Consider the following 17,106-nt stretch of genomic DNA (forward strand, 5'->3'; position numbering starts at 1 on the left):
TACCCCGCCGGGCGGCGACCCAGGGACAGGGTCAACATGGCAGGCAAAGCTTACGGAAGCGTTAATTTCCGGGCGGCGACGCACGAAAAGGGGCGTTCTCCGGCCCGGTCGGGCCGGTCCATCCCGATGGGGTGCTCCCTCAACCCTCGCAGAGCGTCATCTGCTCCTCCCGCCGCAGCGCGTTGTGGATGTCCACCGCCGCGACCTCGGCCTGCGCCATGGCCACCGCGATCTGGTTGAGCCCCGTCACCGCGTCCCCGGCCGCGTAGACACCCGGCACCGAGGTCCGCTGGTGCGCGTCGGTGACGAAGCGCCCGTCCTCCATCAGGTCCGCGCCGACCATCCGGCCGAGGTCCGTGTGCGGCTCGCTCCCGAGGCCGCTATAGGCGGTGTCGAAGCGCAAGGTCGTGCCGTCGGCCAAGTGCGCCTCGACCCGGTCCCGCGTGCAGTCGAGGCCCCTCAGGGGCGTCTCGACGATCTTGACGCCGACCGCGTCCAGCCGCTCCCGGTCCTCCGGCTGGACCGTGAGGGGCTCGCCCATCGTCACCAGCGTCAGGTCGTCGGTGTAGGTCCGCAGGAACAGCGCCTCGCCCGCCGTGCAGGGCTTGTGGCCGAGGACGGCCACGCGCTTGCCCTGCACCTCGTAGCCGTCGCAGATCGGGCATTGCCGGATCAGCCCCTCGCGGACGTGCCGCACCGCGTCCTCCACCGGGGGCAGGTGGTCCCTGACGCCGGTGGCGAGGATGACGTTCCGCGCGAGGAGGCTCCCGCCCTCGGTCTCGACGCGCAGGCGTCCGTCCGCCTCGCGCCGGAGACTGGTCACGATTCCCTCGCGGCGCGCTCCGCCATAGTCCTGCATCTGTTTCCGCATCCGATCCAGGAGATCGAGGCCGTTGATCCCGTTGGGGAAGGCCGGGTGGTTGTGCGAGCGCGGGATCCACGAGGCGCGGCTGTCGCCTCCGTCGATCAGCACGAAGCGCCGCCGGAACCGCGCCAGGAAGATGCCGGCGGTGAGCCCCGCCGGGCCTCCGCCGACGATGACGCAGTCGAGTTCCTGATCGGCCATCGGCTCCGGTCCCTCCCCGAGGATGCACGAGACGACGAACCGGCCACGCCCGCCGCCGGTTCCCCTGCCTTGCGTCGCGCCCGCGCTTGGCCGATAGCCCTGCCCGAAGCGACAGGGCCGGGGAGGGCCAGAGGATGAACCGACTCCAGGGCCGATCCGCCCTCGTCACCGGGGGCGCGCGGGGGATCGGCGCCGCCTTCGCCCGGGCCTATGCCGAGGAGGGCGCCACCGTCGCCGTGGCCGACATCCTGCTCGACCAGGCCCGCGCCACCGCCGAGGCCATCGGGCCCGCCGCCTATGCCGTCCAGATCGACGTGACCCGGCAGGAGAGCATCGACGCCGCCATCGAGGCGGTGCGGGAGAGGGCAGGGGGCCTCGACATCCTCGTCAACAATGCGGGCGTCTACGACATGGACCCGGTCGAGGCGATGACCCGCCGGAGCTTCGACAGGCTGCTTGCCGTCAACGTGGCGGGCACGCTCTTCACCCTCCAAGCGGCGGCGCGGCTGATGATCGCGCAAGGGCGGGGCGGCAAGATCATCAACCTGTCCTCGCAGGCGGGGCGGCGGGGCGAGGCGCTCTCCCCCATCTACTGCGCGACCAAGGCGGCGGTGATCTCGCTCACGCAGTCGGCGGGGCTCGATTTGATCCGGCACCGGATCAACGTCAACGGCATCGCCCCCGGCGTGGTCGAGAGCGACATGTGGGACCATGTGGACGCGCTCTTCGCCAGGCACGAGGGGCGGCCCCTGGGCGAGAAGAAGCGCCTCGTCGGAGAGGCGGTCCCCTATGGCCGGATGGGCGTGCCCGAGGACCTTTGCGGGATGGCCGTGTTCCTGGCCTCCGGCGAGAGCGACTACGTCGTGGCGCAGACCTACAACGTGGACGGCGGCAACTGGATGTCGTGAGGTGGATGGGGTCGCGTCCCGCCAAAGGACGCAACTTCCCCTACCCCGCCGGGCGGCGACCCGGGGACAGGATCACCTTGGCACAATAAGGTTAAGATTCCGTTGATGTCCGCAAGGGAATCTCGAGGGGCCTCACCGATGCAGGGCCACCCCGATGGGTCCGTGATGGACGGTGCGCAGGGGAGCGCGCCCTCCTACAGCGCGCCCAGCAGCTCCCGCGTCGGCCAGCCGTCGGCGGGCAGCCCTAGCCGGACCTGCTCGGCCTGCACGGCGACGCGGGTCCTGGCGCCGAGGATGCCGTCCACCTCGCCCACGTCGTGACCGAGCGCCTGCAGCTTCTCCTGCAGCCGGATCATCTCCTCGCCCGAGAGGCCCTGGTCGGGCTCGCCCGCCCGATACCGCTCCGCCCCGCCGATCCGGTTGGCGAAGTAGGCCGCCGTAAGGACGTAGGTGAGGCTGTCGTTCCACTCGGTCAGGACGGTGAAGTTGGGATAGGCCAGGAAGGCAGGCCCCTTGCGCCCGACCGGCAGCACCAGCGCGGCGGGCAGGTCGCCCGCGATATCCCCCGCTCGGGCCGCGACGCCCATGGCCGCCCAGTCCGAGGCCGGGCGCGGGTCCTCGATCCCGGTCAGGCTCCAGTCGAGGTCCCCGGGCACCGTGACCTCCTGGAGCCAGGGCTCGTTCGCGCGCCAGCCGAGACCCACCAGCATCCGCGCGCCCGAGAGCAGCGCGTCGTCCGGGGAGCCCTTGAGGTCCACGGCCCCGTCACCGTCGCCGTCCGAGCCGAATTCGAGGATGTCGCGAGGCAGCATCTGGACCTGCCCGATCTCCCCCGCCCAGGCGCCGGTCACGTCCGTGTCCCAGCGTCCCTCGGCGTAGAGCCTCATGGCGGCGAGCGCCTCGGGCCGGAACAGCCCGGGCCGGCGGCAGTCGTGGGCCAGCGTCACCAGCGCGTCGGTGGTGTCGAAGTCGCCCTGCACGGCGCCGAAGTCCGTCTCGAAGGCCCAGAAGGCGAGGAGGATGCCGCGCGGCACGCCCAGCTCGGCCTCGATCCGGTCGAAGGTGGCGCCGTGCTCGCGCGACATCCGCGCCGCGCGGTCCACCCGGTCCTGGCTGATGAGCCGCTGCGAGAAGGTCAGGAAGTCCGCCTGGAAGTGCCCCTGGTCCCGGTCCCGGGCGAGCACGTCCCCGGTCCTGCCGCGCGCCCTTCAGGAACCCGTCCGCCGCCTCGGCCGAGACGCCCTGCGAGACCGCCTCGGCCTTCAGCCCGTCGAGGAAGAGGCCGAAGTCGCCGCCGCAGTCCTGCGCGAAGGCCGGCGCGGCGAGGCCCGCCGCGAGGAGGGGGAGGACATATCGCATGGGGAGAACCTTCAGATGATGATCTGCTGGCCGAGCTCGATCACCCGGTTGGTGGGGAGCCGGTAGAAGTCGGTGGCGTTGGCCGCCGACTTGGCCAGCGTGATGAAGAGCGATTCCTGCCAGCTCGGCAGTCCCTGGTGCTTGGAGGGGCGGAAGGTCCGGCGGTTGAGGAAGAACGACGTCGACATGATGTCGAACTTCTCCCCCATCTTGCGGGCGAGCGCGAGCGCCCGGGGGACGTTCGTCTCCTCCATGTAGCCGAAGAACATGTCCACGCGGGAGAAGCGCTCCGAGAGCCTGGTGATGCGGATCCGCTCGGCGTCGGGGACGAAGGGGCGGGTGGCCACGCTCACGCAGACGATGATGTTGCGGTCGTGCAGGACGTGGTTGTGCTTGATGTTGTGCATCAGGGCGGCGGGCGCGATGTCGGGGTCCGAGGTCAGGAACACCGCCGTACCCGGCACGTCCTTGAGGCGCGAGGACTTGGCCAGCATCTCGATCAGCGCGTCGATCGTGGTGGCCCCGCGCCGCGCCGCCTCCTGGACGTGGCGGGTGCCGCGCATCCAGGTCCACATCAGCAGGATCATGGTGGCCGCGAACATGATCGGCACCCAGCCGCCCTGCGGGATCTTGAGGATGTTCGCGCCCAGGAAGATCAGCTCGATCAGCAGGATCGGCAGGCCGATGACCGCCACCAGGGCCGGCTTCCATCGCCAGGCCCGCAGCACCACCATCGAGGCCAGGATGCTGGTGATGACCATGTCGCCGGTGACCGCGATCCCGTAGGCCGCCGCGAGGTCCGAGGACGAGCCGAAGATGAGCACGAGGACGATGACGCCCACGGCGAGGATCGCGTTGACCTTGGGCAGGTAGATCTGCCCCTCCTGCGTCTCGGAGGTATGCAGGATCTCGAGCCGGGGCAGCAGGCCCATCCGCACCGCCTGCTTCATCATCGAGAAGGCGCCCGAGATGACCGCCTGGCTCGCGATGACGGTGGCGAGCGTGGCGAGGAGCACGAGGGGCAGCAGGCCCCAGTCGGGCGCCATGAGGAAGAACGGGTCCCGCGCCGCCTCGGGGTTCGACAGCACCAGCGCCCCCTGGCCCAGGTAGCTGAGCGTCAGCGCCGGCCACACGAGCCCGACCCAGGCCAGCCGGATCGGCCTCTTCCCGAAGTGCCCGAGGTCGGCGTAGAGCGCCTCGGCCCCCGTCACCGACAGGAACACGGAGCCCAGCACGATCAGCGAGGCGAAGCCGTTCGTCACCACGAAGCCCGCCGCATAGGTCGGGTTCAGGGCCCAGAGGATCTCCAGGTTGTCGCCCAGGTGGACGAGGCCCATGATCCCCATGGTCGCGAACCACGCGGCCATGACCGGCCCGAAGAAGACCGAGACGAACCCCGTCCCCCAGCGCTGCACCACGAACAGCGCCGCGATGATGGCGAGGGTGATGGGCAGCACGAAGCTCTCGAAGGTCGGCGTGATGAGGCTCAGGCCCTCGACCGCCGAGAGCACCGAGATGGCGGGGGTGATCATCGAATCGCCGAAGAACAGCGAGATCCCCACCATCCCCAGGCCGATGAGCCAGACCGGTCGCCGGTTCAGCGCCTGCTGGACCAGCGCCACCAGCGAGAGCGTGCCCCCCTCGCCCCGGTTGTCGGCGCGCAGGATCAGGACCACGTACTTGAAGGTCACGATCAGGATGATCGTCCAGATCAGGAGCGAGATCACCCCGATCACGTCCGCCTCGGCGCGCCCCTGGCTCGCGGTGGCGTGGAGCGACTCGCGCATGGCGTAGAGCGGCGAGGTCCCGATGTCGCCGTAGACCACGCCGATGGAGCCCAGCGTCAGCGCCCAGAGGCTGCCGGTGCCGTGCTGCCCGGGGGTGGGAAGGTCCGAGGGGCTCTGCGCGGCGGCCGCGGATTCCCCCCTGCGTCTGGCCGTCCCCTTGCGGCACTGCCTTGACGCCCCCGTCCGGTCTGTCGCTGTCGCTGATCGCCATCCTGGGGGTCCGTCGTCGGTCCGCCTCTGATATAGCGCGGCTCCGGCCTCTGCAATGCGGCGCCGGCGGGTCGGGTTCCCCTTGCGTCAGGGTGCGAGCAGGCGGCGGAACAGCGTGTCGAGGAACTCCCCCGCCTCGGCGAAGGGGTCGTGCCCTTCGCCCAGCACGGCGCGGACCTGGGTGTCGAAGTCGGCGTAGTGCTGCGTCAGCGCCCAGATCGAGAAGACGAGGTGCTTGGCCGGCATCCGGGCGATGCGCCCCTCGGCCATCCACCTCTCCAGCACCGCCGCCTTCTCCTCCACGAGCCGCGCGAGCTCGCCCCCCAGCACCTCGCTCAGGTGCGGCGCGCCCCGCAGCACCTCGTTGGCGAAGAGCCGGCTCTCGCGCGGGAAGCTCCGCGACAGCTCCAGCTTGCGGCGGACATAGGCCAGCACCTCCGCGACCGGCTCGCCCTCCGGGTCGAGGTCGCGCAGAGGGTCGAGCCAGGCGTCCAGCATCTCCTGGAGGAGGGCGATATGGATCGCCTCCTTGGAGGGGGAAGTAATAGAGGAGGTTCGGCTTCGACAGATGCGCCGCCCTGGCGATCTGGTCGAGCGTCGCCCCCCGGAACCCCTGGGCCGAGAACACCGCCAGCCCCGCCTCGAGGATGGCGGCGCGGTTGCGCTCCTGGATTCGGGTGCGCCCGCCGTTCGGGCGGGGGGCCTCCTCGGTCGCCTCGGTCGTCATGCTCGGGTCGTCCCTTTCCTGGGCAGCCCCGTCCCGCGAAACCGCCCGATCCTCGGCGGCCGGCGGGGCCCTGCGCGAAATCCTTGACTGGTCCTTGGCCTTTGCTAGCGTGGCTTTGACCGATTGGTCAAATCCAAGGCACGCCGCAGGGGACCCTCCTCCCGTCCCCTGCGGCCCCCATTCAAGAGGTTCCGCCATGCCCGCTGCCGGGGACAATCTCAGGATCTCGGGCGCCCGGCTCTGGGACAGCCTGATGGAGATGGCCAGGATCGGGCCGGGGGTCGCGGGCGGCAACAACCGCCAGACCCTGACCGACGCCGATGCCGAGGGGCGGCGCCTGTTCCAGACGTGGTGCGAGGCGGCGGGCTGCAGCATGGGCCTCGACACCATGGGCAACATGTTCGCCCGGCGAGAGGGGGGGCCGATCCCTCGCTCGATCCCGTCTATGTCGGCTCCCACCTCGATACCCAGCCCACCGGCGGCAAGTACGACGGCGTCCTGGGCGTGCTGGGCGGCCTGGAGGTCCTGCGGACGCTGAACGACGCGGGCATCCGGACCAGGCGCCCCATCGTCGTGACGAACTGGACCAACGAGGAGGGGACCCGCTACGCCCCCGCCATGCTGGCCTCGGGCGTCTTCGCGGGCATCCACACGCAGGACTACGCCTATGGGCGCGAGGACGCGGAGGGGAGGAGGTTCGGCGACGAGCTGAAGCGCATCGGCTTCGTCGGCGACGAACCCGTGGGGAGCCGCAGGATCCACGCGATGTTCGAGCTGCACATCGAGCAGGGGCCGATCCTCGAGGCCGAGAGCAAGGAGATCGGCGTCGTCACCCATGGCCAGGGCCTCTGGTGGCTGGAGGTGCGGCTGACGGGGCGCGAGGCGCATACCGGCTCCACCCCGATGAACATGAGGGTCAACGCCGGCCTCGGCATGGCCCGGATCATCGAGATGGTCCACCGCGTCGCCATGGACCACCAGCCCGACGCCGTGGGCGCGGTGGGGCAGGCCAACGTCTGGCCCAACTCGCGCAACGTGATCCCCGGCCGCGCGGTCTTCACCATCGACATCCGCAGCCCCGAGCAGGCCAAGCTCGACTCCATGCGCGCCATCATCGAGGCCGAGGCCCCCAAGATCGCGCAGGAGTTGGGCCTGCAGATCGAGATCGAGCCCGTGGGCCACTTCGACCCCGTCACCTTCGACCCGCGCCTCGCCCAGCTCGTCCGGGACGTGACGGACCACCTGGGCTATTCGCGCCGCGACATCGTCTCGGGCGCGGGGCACGACGCCTGCTGGGTCAACCGCGTGGCGCCGACCGTCATGATCATGTGCCCCTGCAAGGACGGCCTCTCGCACAACGAGGCCGAGGAGATCACCCCCGACTGGGCCGAGAAGGGCACCGACGTGCTCCTCCACGCCGTCCTGCGCGAGGCCGAGGTGGTGGTGTGACACTGGGGAAAACTTCAACGGACGCCTCCCGTTCGCTCGGGGCCCGCGCTACGCTGCGCCGCGATCCCGCACCCGGAGTTCCGATGAAGCGCCTCCTTCCCCTTGCCCTCCTCCCCCTCCTCGCCGCCTGCGAGGCCCCTTCCGACCAGCCCGGGGCGCCCCATGGGGGCCTCGCCGGCCTCTTCCAGCACCCCGAGGCCGAGCCTCCCGCGCCCGAGCCGCTGCCGCCGCAGGTGCTGGCCGCGTTGCCCGCCGGCGTGCCGCCCACGGTCGTCCAGCAGGGGGCGGACGGCTGCTACCTCCTCACCATCGAGGTCACGGACCCGCCCACCGGCTATCCGCTGCGCGACGCCGCCGGGACCCCGGTCTGCGAGGGGGGAGCCGTCGCCATGGCCACCGATCCCGCGCCGATCCCGGGCGCCTCCGCGCCGCTCGCGCCCGGCTCGATCACGCCGCCGGCGCCCATCGCACCATTGAACCCGACCTGACGGTCGGGCGGCCCAACCAAGAAGAACAGGGAGAGGGGACATCATGGCCAGCACAGTCATCAAGGGTGGCATCGTCGTCACGCACGACCTGACCTATCCGGCCGACGTCCTGATCGAGGGGGGCGGATCACCGACATCGGCCCCAACCTCAAGGGCGACGAGGTGCTCGACGCCACCGGCTGCTACGTGATGCCGGGCGGCATCGACCCCCACACCCACCTCGAGATGCCCTTCATGGGCACCTACTCCTCGGACGACTTCGAATCGGGCACCCGCGCGGCGCTGGCGGGCGGAACGACGATGGTCGTGGACTTCGTGCTGCCCGGCCAGGGCCAGTCGCTGCTCGACGGGCTGCAGATGTGGCACAACAAGTCGGGCCGCGCGAACTGCGACTACTCGTTCCACATGGCCGTGACCTGGTGGGGCGAGCAGGTGTGGAACGACATGCCCAAGGTGATCGACCAGGGCATCACCACCTTCAAGCACTTCATGGCCTACAAGGGCGCCCTGATGGTGAACGACGACGAGATGTTCGCGTCGTTCCGCCGCCTGGGGGAGCTGGGCGGCATCGCCCTCGTCCACGCCGAGAACGGCGACGTGGTGGCCGAGCTCTCCGCCAAGCTCCTGCGCGAGGGGAACCGGGGGCCCGAGGCCCACGCCTATTCCCGCCCGCCGCAGGTCGAGGGCGAGGCGACGAACCGCGCCATCATGATCGCCGACATGGCGGGCGTGCCGCTCTACGTCGTGCACACCTCCTGCGAGGAGGCCCACGAGGCCATCCGCCGCGCGAGGCAGCAGGGCAAGCGCGTCTGGGGCGAGCCGCTGATCCAGCACCTCATCCTCGACGACAGCGAATACCGCCATCCCGACTGGGACCACGCCGCCCGCCGGGTCATGTCGCCGCCCTTCCGCGACAAGAAGCACCAGGATTCGCTCTGGGCCGGGCTCCAGTCCGGGTCGCTGTCCGTGGTGGCCACCGACCACTGCGCCTTCACGACCGAGCAGAAGCGCACCGGCATCAACGACTTCACCAAGATCCCGAACGGGACGGGGGGCTGGAGGACCGGATGCCGCTCCTCTGGACCCATGGCGTCAACACCGGTCGCCTCACGCCCAACGAGTTCGTGGCCGTGACCTCCACGAACATCGCCAAGATCCTCAACTGCTATCCGAGGAAGGGCGCGGTTGCAGTGGGCGCCGACGCCGACCTCGTGGTCTGGGACCCCGAGAAGACCAAGACGATCACGGCGGGCAGCCAGCAGAGCGCCATCGACTACAACGTCTTCGAGGGCCACGAGGTGAAGGGCCTGCCGCGCTTCACCCTCTCGCGCGGGCACGTCGCGGTCCACGACGGCGAGATGCGGACCCGCGAGGGCCACGGCCAGTTCGTCGCCCGCGAGGCGAATGCTCCGGTCAACCGCGCGCTCACCCAGTGGAAGGAGCTGACGGCGCCGCGCCCGGTGGTGCGGTCGGGCATTCCGGCGAGCGGGGTGTGAGGAGTCAAGCGCATGCCAAGAGGTCTAAGACCCAGTACAATGCGAGGCGCGCACAAGTTTGATAGCTGTCGGTGGTGCTGGATCGTGGCTGTGCTGGTGCTCCTAACCCTTGTTTCCCAATGCGGCAATTGAGGCGGTGCAGGAGGGGACCATGACGACCGGCCTCCGTCACGAAGAAGAGGAAGCTCTACGGCGTGCGCTTTCCCACGCGCTCGCCTACCGCCGGTCTCTCCCGGAGCGCCCCATCCCCGCCACCATCGACGCCGCCGAGGCCACCCGGCGCTTCTCCGACCCCCTCCCCGACCACGGCCGCGACCCCGCCGAGGTGATCGACGACCTCGTCGCGCGGGGCGAGGAAGGCCTCCTGCAGATGGCCTCGCCGGGCTTCCATGGCTACGTCATCGGCGCCGGGCATCCGGCGGGGATCGCGGCGGACCTCCTCGTCTCGGCCTGGGGCCAGAACGCGGCCTACGCCGCGACCACGCCCACCACCGCCGCCGTGGAGAATGCTGTCGCCGCGCAGGTCGTGGACCTCCTCGGCCTGCCCGCCGGCGGCGCCGGCTTCGTGACCGGCGCGACGATGGCGAACACCGTGGGCGTCATGGCCGCGCGCCATGCCCTGCTCGCCCGCGAGGGCTGGGACGTGGAGGCCCGGGGCCTCTTCGGCGCGCCGGAGATCCATGTCGTGCTGAGCGCCGAGGCGCATTCCGCCGTCCACGCCGCGCTGCGCTACGCGGGCCTGGGCTCCGCCCGCGCGATCCGCGTCCCGGCCGACGAGCAGGGCCGCATCCGCCCCGAGGCCTTCGCCGAGGCCATCGCGCCCCTGAGCGGCCCGGTCCTCGTCGTCCTCCAGGCCGGGCACGTCAACTCCGGCGCCTTCGATCCCTTCGAGGAGATCCTCCCGCTCGCGCGCGGGAAGAACGCCTGGGTCCACGTGGACGGCGCCTTCGGCCTCTGGCTGCGCGCGGTCCCCGACCTCGCCTTGCGCCTGACGGGGGTGGAGCAGGCCGACAGTTGGGCGCTCGACCTCCACAAGTGGCTCAACGCGCCCTACGACGCCGGGCTGGTGCTGACGCGCGAGGCGGCTCCGCTGGTCGGGGCCATGTCCGCGCACGGCGCCTACCTGCCCGAGCACGGGGCCGTCCCCGATCCCGCCGACGCCGTGCCCGAGCTGTCGCGCCGCGCGCGGGGCGTGCCGTCCTGGGCGATCCTGCAGACTCTCGGGCGCGAGGGGGTGCGCGAGATGGTCGCCCGGCATTGCCGCCTCGCCGCCTGGATCGGCGGGCAGCTCTCGCAGATCCCCGGGATCACCGTGCTGAACGAGGTCGTGGCCAATCAGGTCGCCTTCCACGTCGGCGAGGGCGACCGGCGCGACGCCGCCACGGCTGCCGTGCTCGCCCGCGTGCAGGCCGGGGGCCGGGTCTACCCGACCCATGGCCAGTGGCGCGGCGGCGCCATCATCCGCGTCTCCGTCATCGGCCACCGCACCGACGAGGACCGCGCCCGCGCCGCCGTGGAGGCCATCCGCGAGGCCTGGGCCCATGTCCGGGAGGAGATCGCATGAGAGAGAGCCTCTGCTGCGGCGAGGGCGCGGACCACGTCGCCGGCCAAGGCCTCCGCATGGCGGGCGGCCTCGGGGTCGGCCTGACGGGACGCCTCTCAGGTCCCGGCCGGGCCCCCCTCCGCCACGATGGTCAGACGCCCCACCGCCGGGTCCCAGTCGTGGGACAGGCGGCGTCCCCGGCCGCCGAGGGCGGCGATCTCCTCCCACAGCCGCTGGGCGGCAGGGGAGGGGCGTGGCGCGAGCAGTCCCTCGGCCAGGCGGTGGGCGCGCTCGCCCGTCAGGGCGATGACGAGGGGGCCTTCGCGATGGGGGTGCGGCATGGGAACCCTCCGGGACGGGCGCGGATGGCGGCCCGCGCGACACCCTCTCTACCCAGGAATGGTTGCGATCCCGTTAAGGCCGCGCGATGTTTCGGTGACGGCCTCTCACTCCACCAACCCGTCGAGCTCCGGCAACAGCACCACGCTCTCCTGCTCGTGCGGGTCGGTGCGGGCGATGACGGCCGTGACCGGATCGGGGCCGGGGTTCCAGGGCAGGTGCGGCACGTCGGCGGGGATGTAGATCATCTCGCCCGCGCCGGTCTCCATCCGGTGCTCCAGCCGCTCGCCCCAGAACATCACCGCCTGGCCCGACAGCACGTAGATGGCCGTCTCGTGGGTCGCGTGCTTGTGCGCCCTGGCGCGCCCGCCGGGCGGTATGGTGAGAAGATGCATGCAGACCGCCTGGGCGCCCATGGTCTCCCGCGAGATGCCTTCGAAGTAGCTGAACCCCTGCTTGCCCGCGTAAGCGTTCGCACCAGGCCTGATTTTCTGGCATGAGGTCATTCGTGTCTCCCGATGGAACGTCCATGATGGCGAATGTCGCCACCCTTTCACAGACCTCCGCCCCCGTCATCGAGGCCAAGGGCGTCAACCTCGTCTTCCAGACCGCCGACGGGCCGGTGCAGGCGCTCAAGGACGTCTCGCTCTCGGTCGCCAAGGGCGAGTTCGTGAGCTTCATCGGCCCCTCGGGCTGCGGGAAGACGACATTCCTGCGCTGCGTGGCCGCCTTGGAGACGCCGACCTCCGGCACGCTCACCGTCAACGGCATGACGCCGGACGCGGCGCGGCGGGCGCGGGCCTATGGCTACGTCTTCCAGGCGGCGGGCCTCTACCCGTGGCGCACCATCGCCGGGAACATCCGCCTGCCGCTGGAGATCATGGGCTTCCCGCGCGGCGAGCAGGACGCCCGCGTGGACCGGGTCCTGAAGATGGTGGACCTCGAAGGGTTCGGGCGGAAGTATCCCTGGCAGCTCTCGGGCGGGATGCAGCAGCGCGCCTCGATCGCCCGCGCGCTGGCCTTCGACGCCGACATCCTCCTGATGGACGAGCCCTTCGGCGCCCTGGACGAGATCGTCCGCGACCGCCTCAACGAGGAGGTCCTGCGCCTCTGGGCCCGCACGCAGAAGACGACGCTCTTCGTCACCCACTCGATCCCCGAGGCGGTGTTCCTGTCGACCAAGATCGTCGTCATGTCCCCCCGCCCGGGGCGGATCACCGACGTGATCGACTCGCCGCTGCCGCGCGAGCGTCCCCTCGACATCCGCGAATCGCCCGAGTTCCTCGCCATCGCGCACCGCGTCCGCGAGGGGCTCCGCGCCGGGCACGTGGAGGTCTGATGAGCTCCGCCTCGATCCTCTGGCTCGCCATGGCGATGGGCGTCTTCGTGCTCGCCAACTCCGTGCTGCGGGCCTATTCCGCCTCGACCTATCTGCCCACGCTGGTGGGTGCGTTGCTCCTCTTCTCGCTCGGCAACCTGATGATGGTCCGCCTGATGCGCGAATCGGGGCTGGCGCTGGCCATCTCGGTCTCCTCGGTGGTCCAGCTCGTGCTGATCTCGCTCGTCGCCGTGCTCTGGTTCGGCGAGAGGCCCTCGCCCCGCCAGCTCGCCGGCATGGCGCTGGGCGTCGTGGCCGTGGTCCTGATCGCCTGGCCGCAGGGAGGCGAGGCATGAGGCGCAGCGTCCTTCCCGTCCTGACCGTGGTGCTGGCGATCCTCGTCGTCTGGTATGTCGCCGCCATCCCCATGAACATCCGCGAGAGCCTGACCGCCGCCGAGCGCGCGGGCGCCGAGGTCTGGGGCGGCACGCCGGCCGAGCGCGAAGGGCGTTCCGCCTGGGCGCTGGCGCTCCGCAACCCCTCGGTGGCGCTCGACGGCTGGACGCAGGACCGCCCGCGCCTCCCCGCGCCCCACCAGGTCGTGCAGGAGTTCTCCAAGGCCACCTTCGGCGAATCCGTCACCTCGAAGAAGAGCCTCCTCTACCACGCCGGGATCACGCTGGGCGCGACCATGGTGGGCTTCGCCCTGGGCTCGCTCGCGGGCGTGCTCCTCGCCGTCGGCATCGTCCACAACCGCGCGATGGACATGAGCGTGATGCCCTGGGCCATCATCAGCCAGACCATCCCCATCGTCGCGCTCGCGCCCATGATCATCGTGGTGATGAACTCGGTGGGGGTGCAGGGGCTGCTGCCCAAGGCGGTGATCTCGGCCTACCTGTCGTTCTTCCCGGTGGTGGTCGGCATGGTGAAGGGCCTGCGGACGCCCGACCAGATGCAGCTCGACCAGATGCACACCTGGAGCGCGACCCGCTCCGAGACGCTCTGGAAGCTGCGCCTGCCCGCCTCGGTTCCCTACCTCTTCGCCTCCCTCAAGATCGCCATCGCGGCGTCGCTGGTCGGCACCATCGTGGGCGAGCTTCCGGTGCAGCGCGGGGGCCTCGGCGCCCGGATGCTGGCGGGGAGCTACTACGGACAGACCTCGCAGATCTGGGCGGCGCTGCTGATGGCGGCGATCCTGGCCTCGTTCCTCGTCTGGCTCATGGGCTTCCTCGAACGGCGGACGCTGCGCGCGATGGGGGTGCCGGCATGATCCTCGTCCTCCTCGCCGTCGTCGTCTGGTTCGGCGCCTGGGCGCTCAACGGCTGGCTCACCGCCGGCCCGCGCTACCGAAGCCGGGGCATCCGCATCGCCGTCCCCCTGATCTTCGGCGCGACCGTCCTGATCGTCTGGGAGCTGCTGGTGCGGGGCCTGAGCGTGCCCCCGGCCATCCTGCCGCCGCCCTCCCGCATCGGCGCGACCTTCGCGGCGAGCCTGCCGATGCTCTGGGGCGACTTCGTGCAGACGATCCTCAGGGGCGCTCTCTCGGGCCTCGTGATCGGCGTGATCGCCGCCCTCGCCGTGGCCGTGCTGGTGGACCGCTTCGACGTGCTCCGGCGCGGCCTCCTCCCGGTGGGGAGCTTCATGGCCGCGCTCCCCATCGTCGGCGTCGCGCCGATCATGGTGATGTGGTTCGGCTTCGGCTGGGCGTCGAAGGCCGCGGTCGTGGTGCTGATGGTGTTCTTCCCGATGCTGGTGAACACGGTCGCGGGCCTCCAGGACACCACCCTCCAGCAGCGCGACCTGATGCGGACCTACGGGGCGGGCTACTGGCCCACGCTCCTCAAGCTGCGCCTGCCGGCCGCGATGCCCTTCGTCTTCAACGGGCTCAAGATCGCCTCCACGCTCGCGCTCATCGGCGCCATCGTGGCCGAGTTCTTCGGCTCGCCCACGCAGGGCGTCGGCTTCCGCATCTCCACGGCGAACGGCGCGCTCCAGCTCGACCTCGTGTGGTCCGCGATCCTCGTGGGGGCCCTTGCGGGCAGCCTGTTCTACGGCATCATCACACTCGTCGAGCGCTGGGTCACCTTCTGGCACCCGTCGCAACGAACATAACGAACCAACAGGGGAGAACGAGAATGACGAAACTTCTTTGGGCGACCGCCCTGGCGACGATGGCGGTGCCGGCCTTCGCGCAGGACGCGGTGACGCTCCAGCTCAAGTGGGTGACGCAGGCCCAGTTCGCGGGCTACTACGCCGCCCTCGACCAGGGCTTCTACGAGGAGGAGGGCCTCGACGTGACCATCCTCCCCGGCGGCCCGGACATCGCGCCGACGCAGGTGATCGCCGGAGGCGGCGCCGACGTGGTCGTGGACTGGATGCCCAGCGCGCTGGCCGCGCGCGAGCAGGGCGTCCCCCTCGTGAACATCGCCCAGATCTTCGACAAGTCGGGGATGCAGCTCACCTGCTGGGCCGATTCGGGGATCGCCGCGCCCACCGACTTCCCGAACCACACGCTCGGCGTCTGGTTCTCGGGGAACGAGTATCCGTTCCTGAGCTGGATGTCGCAGCTCGGCATCAAGACCGACGGCAAGTCCGCCGACGGCGTGGAGGTCCTCAAGCAGGGCTTCAACGTCGACCCGCTCCTGCAGCGGCAGGCCGACTGCATCTCGACGATGACCTACAACGAATACAACCAGGTCCTCGAAGCCGGCGTGAAGCCCGAGGAGCTGGTCAACTTCAAGTATGAGGACCAGGGCGTCGCCACCCTCGAGGACGGGCTCTACGCGCTGGAATCGAACCTCCAGGATCCCGCCTTCGTCGACAGGATGGCCCGCTTCGTGCGCGCCTCCGAGAAGGGCTGGCAATGGGCGATCCAGAACCCCGACCAGGCGGCTCAGATCGTCATCGACAACGACGAGACCGGCGCCCAGACCATCGAGCACCAGACCTCGATGATGACCGAGGTGGCCAAGCTCATCACCGACGACGATCCTTCGCTCGACCCCGCCGCCTACGAGCGGACGGTGGCCACGCTGATGGGCGGCGGCTCGGACCCGGTGATCTCCAAGGAGCCCGAGGGCGCCTGGACCCATGCCGTGACCGACGCGGCCAAGGCGGCTCCGGCCCAGTGACCCTCTGATCCTTCGGGCGGGCGCGGGGGACCTCCTCCGCGCCCGCTTCCTTTTGACCGCGTCGCCCCGCGACCCTCGGCCGTCGTCCCGGGGCTTGCCTCGACGGCCCTCCCGGGCCATCCCGGACCCGATCTCCAGAACGGACCTTCCCCCATGCCTGTCCTCCTCGGCGTCGATACCGGCGGCACCTACACCGACGCCGCCCTCCTCGACGAGGACGAGACCCGCGTCCTCGCCAAGGCCAAGGCGCTGACGACCCGGCCCGACCTCTCGGGCGGGGTCGGCGCCGCCATCGACGCGGTGCTGGCGCAGGGCGGCGTGGACCCCTCCGAGGTCGCGATGGTCTCGCTCTCCACCACGCTCGCCACCAACGCGCTGGTGGAGGGGCAGGGGGGTCGCGTGGCCCTCGTCGCCATCGGCTTCGACGCGGGCGACCTCGACCGCGACGGGTTGCCCGAGGCGCTGCGCGGCGATCCCCTGATCGTCCTCCCCGGCGGCCACGACCATGCGGGGAACGAGCGGGCCCCCCTCGACCTCGCGGCCCTGGAGGAGGCGCTGAAGGCCCTGCCCGAGGGGCTGACCGGCCTCGCCGTCGCCGCCCGCTTCGCCACCCGCAACCCCGCGCACGAGACCGCCGCGCGCGACCTCGCCCGCCGGGTGACGCACCTCCCCGTCACCTGCTCGCACGAGCTCTCCTCCTCCCTCGGCGGCCCCCGGCGCGCCCTGACGGCGGTGCTGAACGCCCGCCTCATCGGCCTGATCGAGCGCCTCGTCGCCGCCTGCGAGGCGCACATGGACAGGCGCGGCATTCGCGCGCCGCTCATGGTCGTGCGCGGCGACGGCGCGCTCATGGCCGCGCAGGTCGCCCACGAGAAGCCCATCGAGACGATCCTCTCCGGCCCCGCCGCCTCGGTCGCCGGCGCCGCCTGGCTCGCGAAGGAGCCCGTGGCCCTCGTCTCCGACATCGGCGGCACGACCACGGATATCTGCCTCCTGCGCGACGGCCGCCCCGCCATCGATCCGGAGGGCGCCCGCGTCGGCCCCTGGCGCACCATGGTCGAGGCCGTGGCCATGCGGACCTGGGGCCTCGGCGGCGACAGCGAGGTGCATCTCCTCCCCGGTCTCGCGGGCGACCTCTCGCTCGGCCCCCGCCGCGTGGTCCCCATCGCGCTCCTCGCCCGCGACCACCCGGACCTCGTCCACCGCACGCTCGACGCCGCGCTGGCGCAGGAGCGCGCGAACGAGGAGACGGGCCGCTTCGTCCTCCCCCTCTGGCGGGGCACCG

The 17,106-nt window shown here is 71.0% G+C and carries 14 protein-coding genes and 3 pseudogenes; 11 read left to right on the forward strand and 6 right to left on the reverse strand.

The features are described from left to right. Positions 1 to 139: 139 nt before the first annotated feature. Positions 140 to 1,066, reverse strand: a complete 927-nt coding sequence (locus RUMESO_RS06145; RefSeq protein ID WP_037278898.1) for an NAD(P)/FAD-dependent oxidoreductase — start codon at positions 1,064 to 1,066, stop codon at positions 140 to 142. 134 nt (positions 1,067 to 1,200) lie between these two features. On the opposite strand from RUMESO_RS06145, the gene RUMESO_RS06150 reads away from it, so the two are divergent. Continuing rightward, positions 1,201 to 1,974: an L-iditol 2-dehydrogenase gene (locus RUMESO_RS06150; RefSeq protein ID WP_037278900.1), complete on the forward strand. Its 774-nt coding sequence runs from the start codon at positions 1,201 to 1,203 to the stop codon at positions 1,972 to 1,974. A gap of 194 nt (positions 1,975 to 2,168) precedes the next feature. Here the strand turns inward: RUMESO_RS06150 and RUMESO_RS06155 are convergent, their stop codons facing one another. From RUMESO_RS06155 to RUMESO_RS06165, 3 genes and pseudogenes are all read right to left on the reverse strand, one after another. Beyond that, entirely contained in the window at positions 2,169 to 3,158 is a 990-nt protein-coding gene (locus RUMESO_RS06155) for a lytic murein transglycosylase (protein ID WP_342670728.1), read from the reverse strand. A 186-nt stretch (positions 3,159 to 3,344) separates the two neighbouring features. After that, positions 3,345 to 5,387, reverse strand: coding sequence for a potassium transporter Kup (locus RUMESO_RS06160; RefSeq protein WP_342670729.1), 2,043 nt, complete (start codon positions 5,385 to 5,387; stop codon positions 3,345 to 3,347). A 30-nt stretch (positions 5,388 to 5,417) separates the two neighbouring features. Continuing rightward, positions 5,418 to 6,057, reverse strand: a pseudogene (locus tag RUMESO_RS06165) (TetR family transcriptional regulator C-terminal domain-containing protein). Positions 6,058 to 6,253: 196 nt separating this feature from the next. Here RUMESO_RS06165 and RUMESO_RS06170 point away from each other — a divergent pair. The 4 genes and pseudogenes from RUMESO_RS06170 to RUMESO_RS06185 all read left to right on the forward strand — a co-directional run bounded on the left by RUMESO_RS06170 (position 6,254) and on the right by RUMESO_RS06185 (position 11,054). Further along, positions 6,254 to 7,506 (forward strand): annotated as a pseudogene (locus RUMESO_RS06170) (Zn-dependent hydrolase). 83 nt (positions 7,507 to 7,589) lie between these two features. Then, positions 7,590 to 7,994, forward strand: a complete 405-nt coding sequence (locus RUMESO_RS06175) for a hypothetical protein (protein ID WP_211262801.1) — start codon at positions 7,590 to 7,592, stop codon at positions 7,992 to 7,994. Between the two features lie 43 nt (positions 7,995 to 8,037). Continuing rightward, positions 8,038 to 9,490: pseudogene (hydA, locus tag RUMESO_RS06180) on the forward strand (dihydropyrimidinase). 151 nt (positions 9,491 to 9,641) lie between these two features. Beyond that, positions 9,642 to 11,054 (forward strand): pyridoxal phosphate-dependent decarboxylase family protein, encoded by a 1,413-nt coding sequence (locus RUMESO_RS06185; protein ID WP_037278905.1) that lies wholly within the window; start codon positions 9,642 to 9,644, stop codon positions 11,052 to 11,054. A gap of 95 nt (positions 11,055 to 11,149) precedes the next feature. Here RUMESO_RS06185 and RUMESO_RS06190 read toward each other — a convergent pair whose 3' ends face one another. Continuing rightward, the gene (locus tag RUMESO_RS06190; protein WP_037278906.1) at positions 11,150 to 11,374 is read right to left on the reverse strand and encodes a hypothetical protein; all 225 of its coding nucleotides are present in this window, start codon (positions 11,372 to 11,374) and stop codon (positions 11,150 to 11,152) included. A gap of 105 nt (positions 11,375 to 11,479) precedes the next feature. Further along, a complete protein-coding gene (locus RUMESO_RS06195) occupies positions 11,480 to 11,878 on the reverse strand; it encodes a cupin domain-containing protein (RefSeq protein WP_037278908.1) in 399 nt (132 codons plus the stop codon). Between the two features lie 23 nt (positions 11,879 to 11,901). Between RUMESO_RS06195 and RUMESO_RS06200 the strand changes: the two genes are divergently transcribed. The 6 genes from RUMESO_RS06200 to RUMESO_RS06225 all read left to right on the forward strand — a co-directional run. Beyond that, positions 11,902 to 12,711: an ABC transporter ATP-binding protein gene (locus RUMESO_RS06200; protein WP_425414875.1), complete on the forward strand. Its 810-nt coding sequence runs from the start codon at positions 11,902 to 11,904 to the stop codon at positions 12,709 to 12,711. Beyond that, positions 12,711 to 13,046 carry an SMR family transporter gene (locus tag RUMESO_RS06205; protein ID WP_037278910.1) on the forward strand — a complete coding sequence of 112 codons (336 nt, stop codon included), beginning with the start codon at positions 12,711 to 12,713 and terminating at the stop codon, positions 13,044 to 13,046. The genes RUMESO_RS06200 and RUMESO_RS06205 overlap by 1 nt, the downstream gene beginning before the upstream one ends. After that, complete coding sequence (locus RUMESO_RS06210; RefSeq protein WP_037278911.1) at positions 13,043 to 13,960, forward strand: ABC transporter permease; 918 nt, start codon at positions 13,043 to 13,045, stop codon at positions 13,958 to 13,960. The genes RUMESO_RS06205 and RUMESO_RS06210 overlap by 4 nt, the downstream gene beginning before the upstream one ends. After that, a complete protein-coding gene (locus RUMESO_RS06215) occupies positions 13,957 to 14,802 on the forward strand; it encodes an ABC transporter permease (RefSeq protein WP_037278913.1) in 846 nt (281 codons plus the stop codon). Before RUMESO_RS06210 ends, RUMESO_RS06215 begins: the two co-directional genes overlap by 4 nt. Before the next feature lie 23 nt (positions 14,803 to 14,825). Continuing rightward, positions 14,826 to 15,821: an ABC transporter substrate-binding protein gene (locus RUMESO_RS06220; RefSeq protein WP_037278915.1), complete on the forward strand. Its 996-nt coding sequence runs from the start codon at positions 14,826 to 14,828 to the stop codon at positions 15,819 to 15,821. 153 nt (positions 15,822 to 15,974) lie between these two features. Next, positions 15,975 to 17,106, forward strand: a 1,132-nt coding sequence (locus RUMESO_RS06225; RefSeq protein WP_037278917.1) for a hydantoinase/oxoprolinase N-terminal domain-containing protein, incomplete at its 3' end; no start/stop codon positions are given.

The sequence above is a fragment of the Rubellimicrobium mesophilum DSM 19309 genome (assembly GCF_000600335.2).
Lineage (GTDB): Bacteria > Pseudomonadota > Alphaproteobacteria > Rhodobacterales > Rhodobacteraceae > Rubellimicrobium > Rubellimicrobium mesophilum.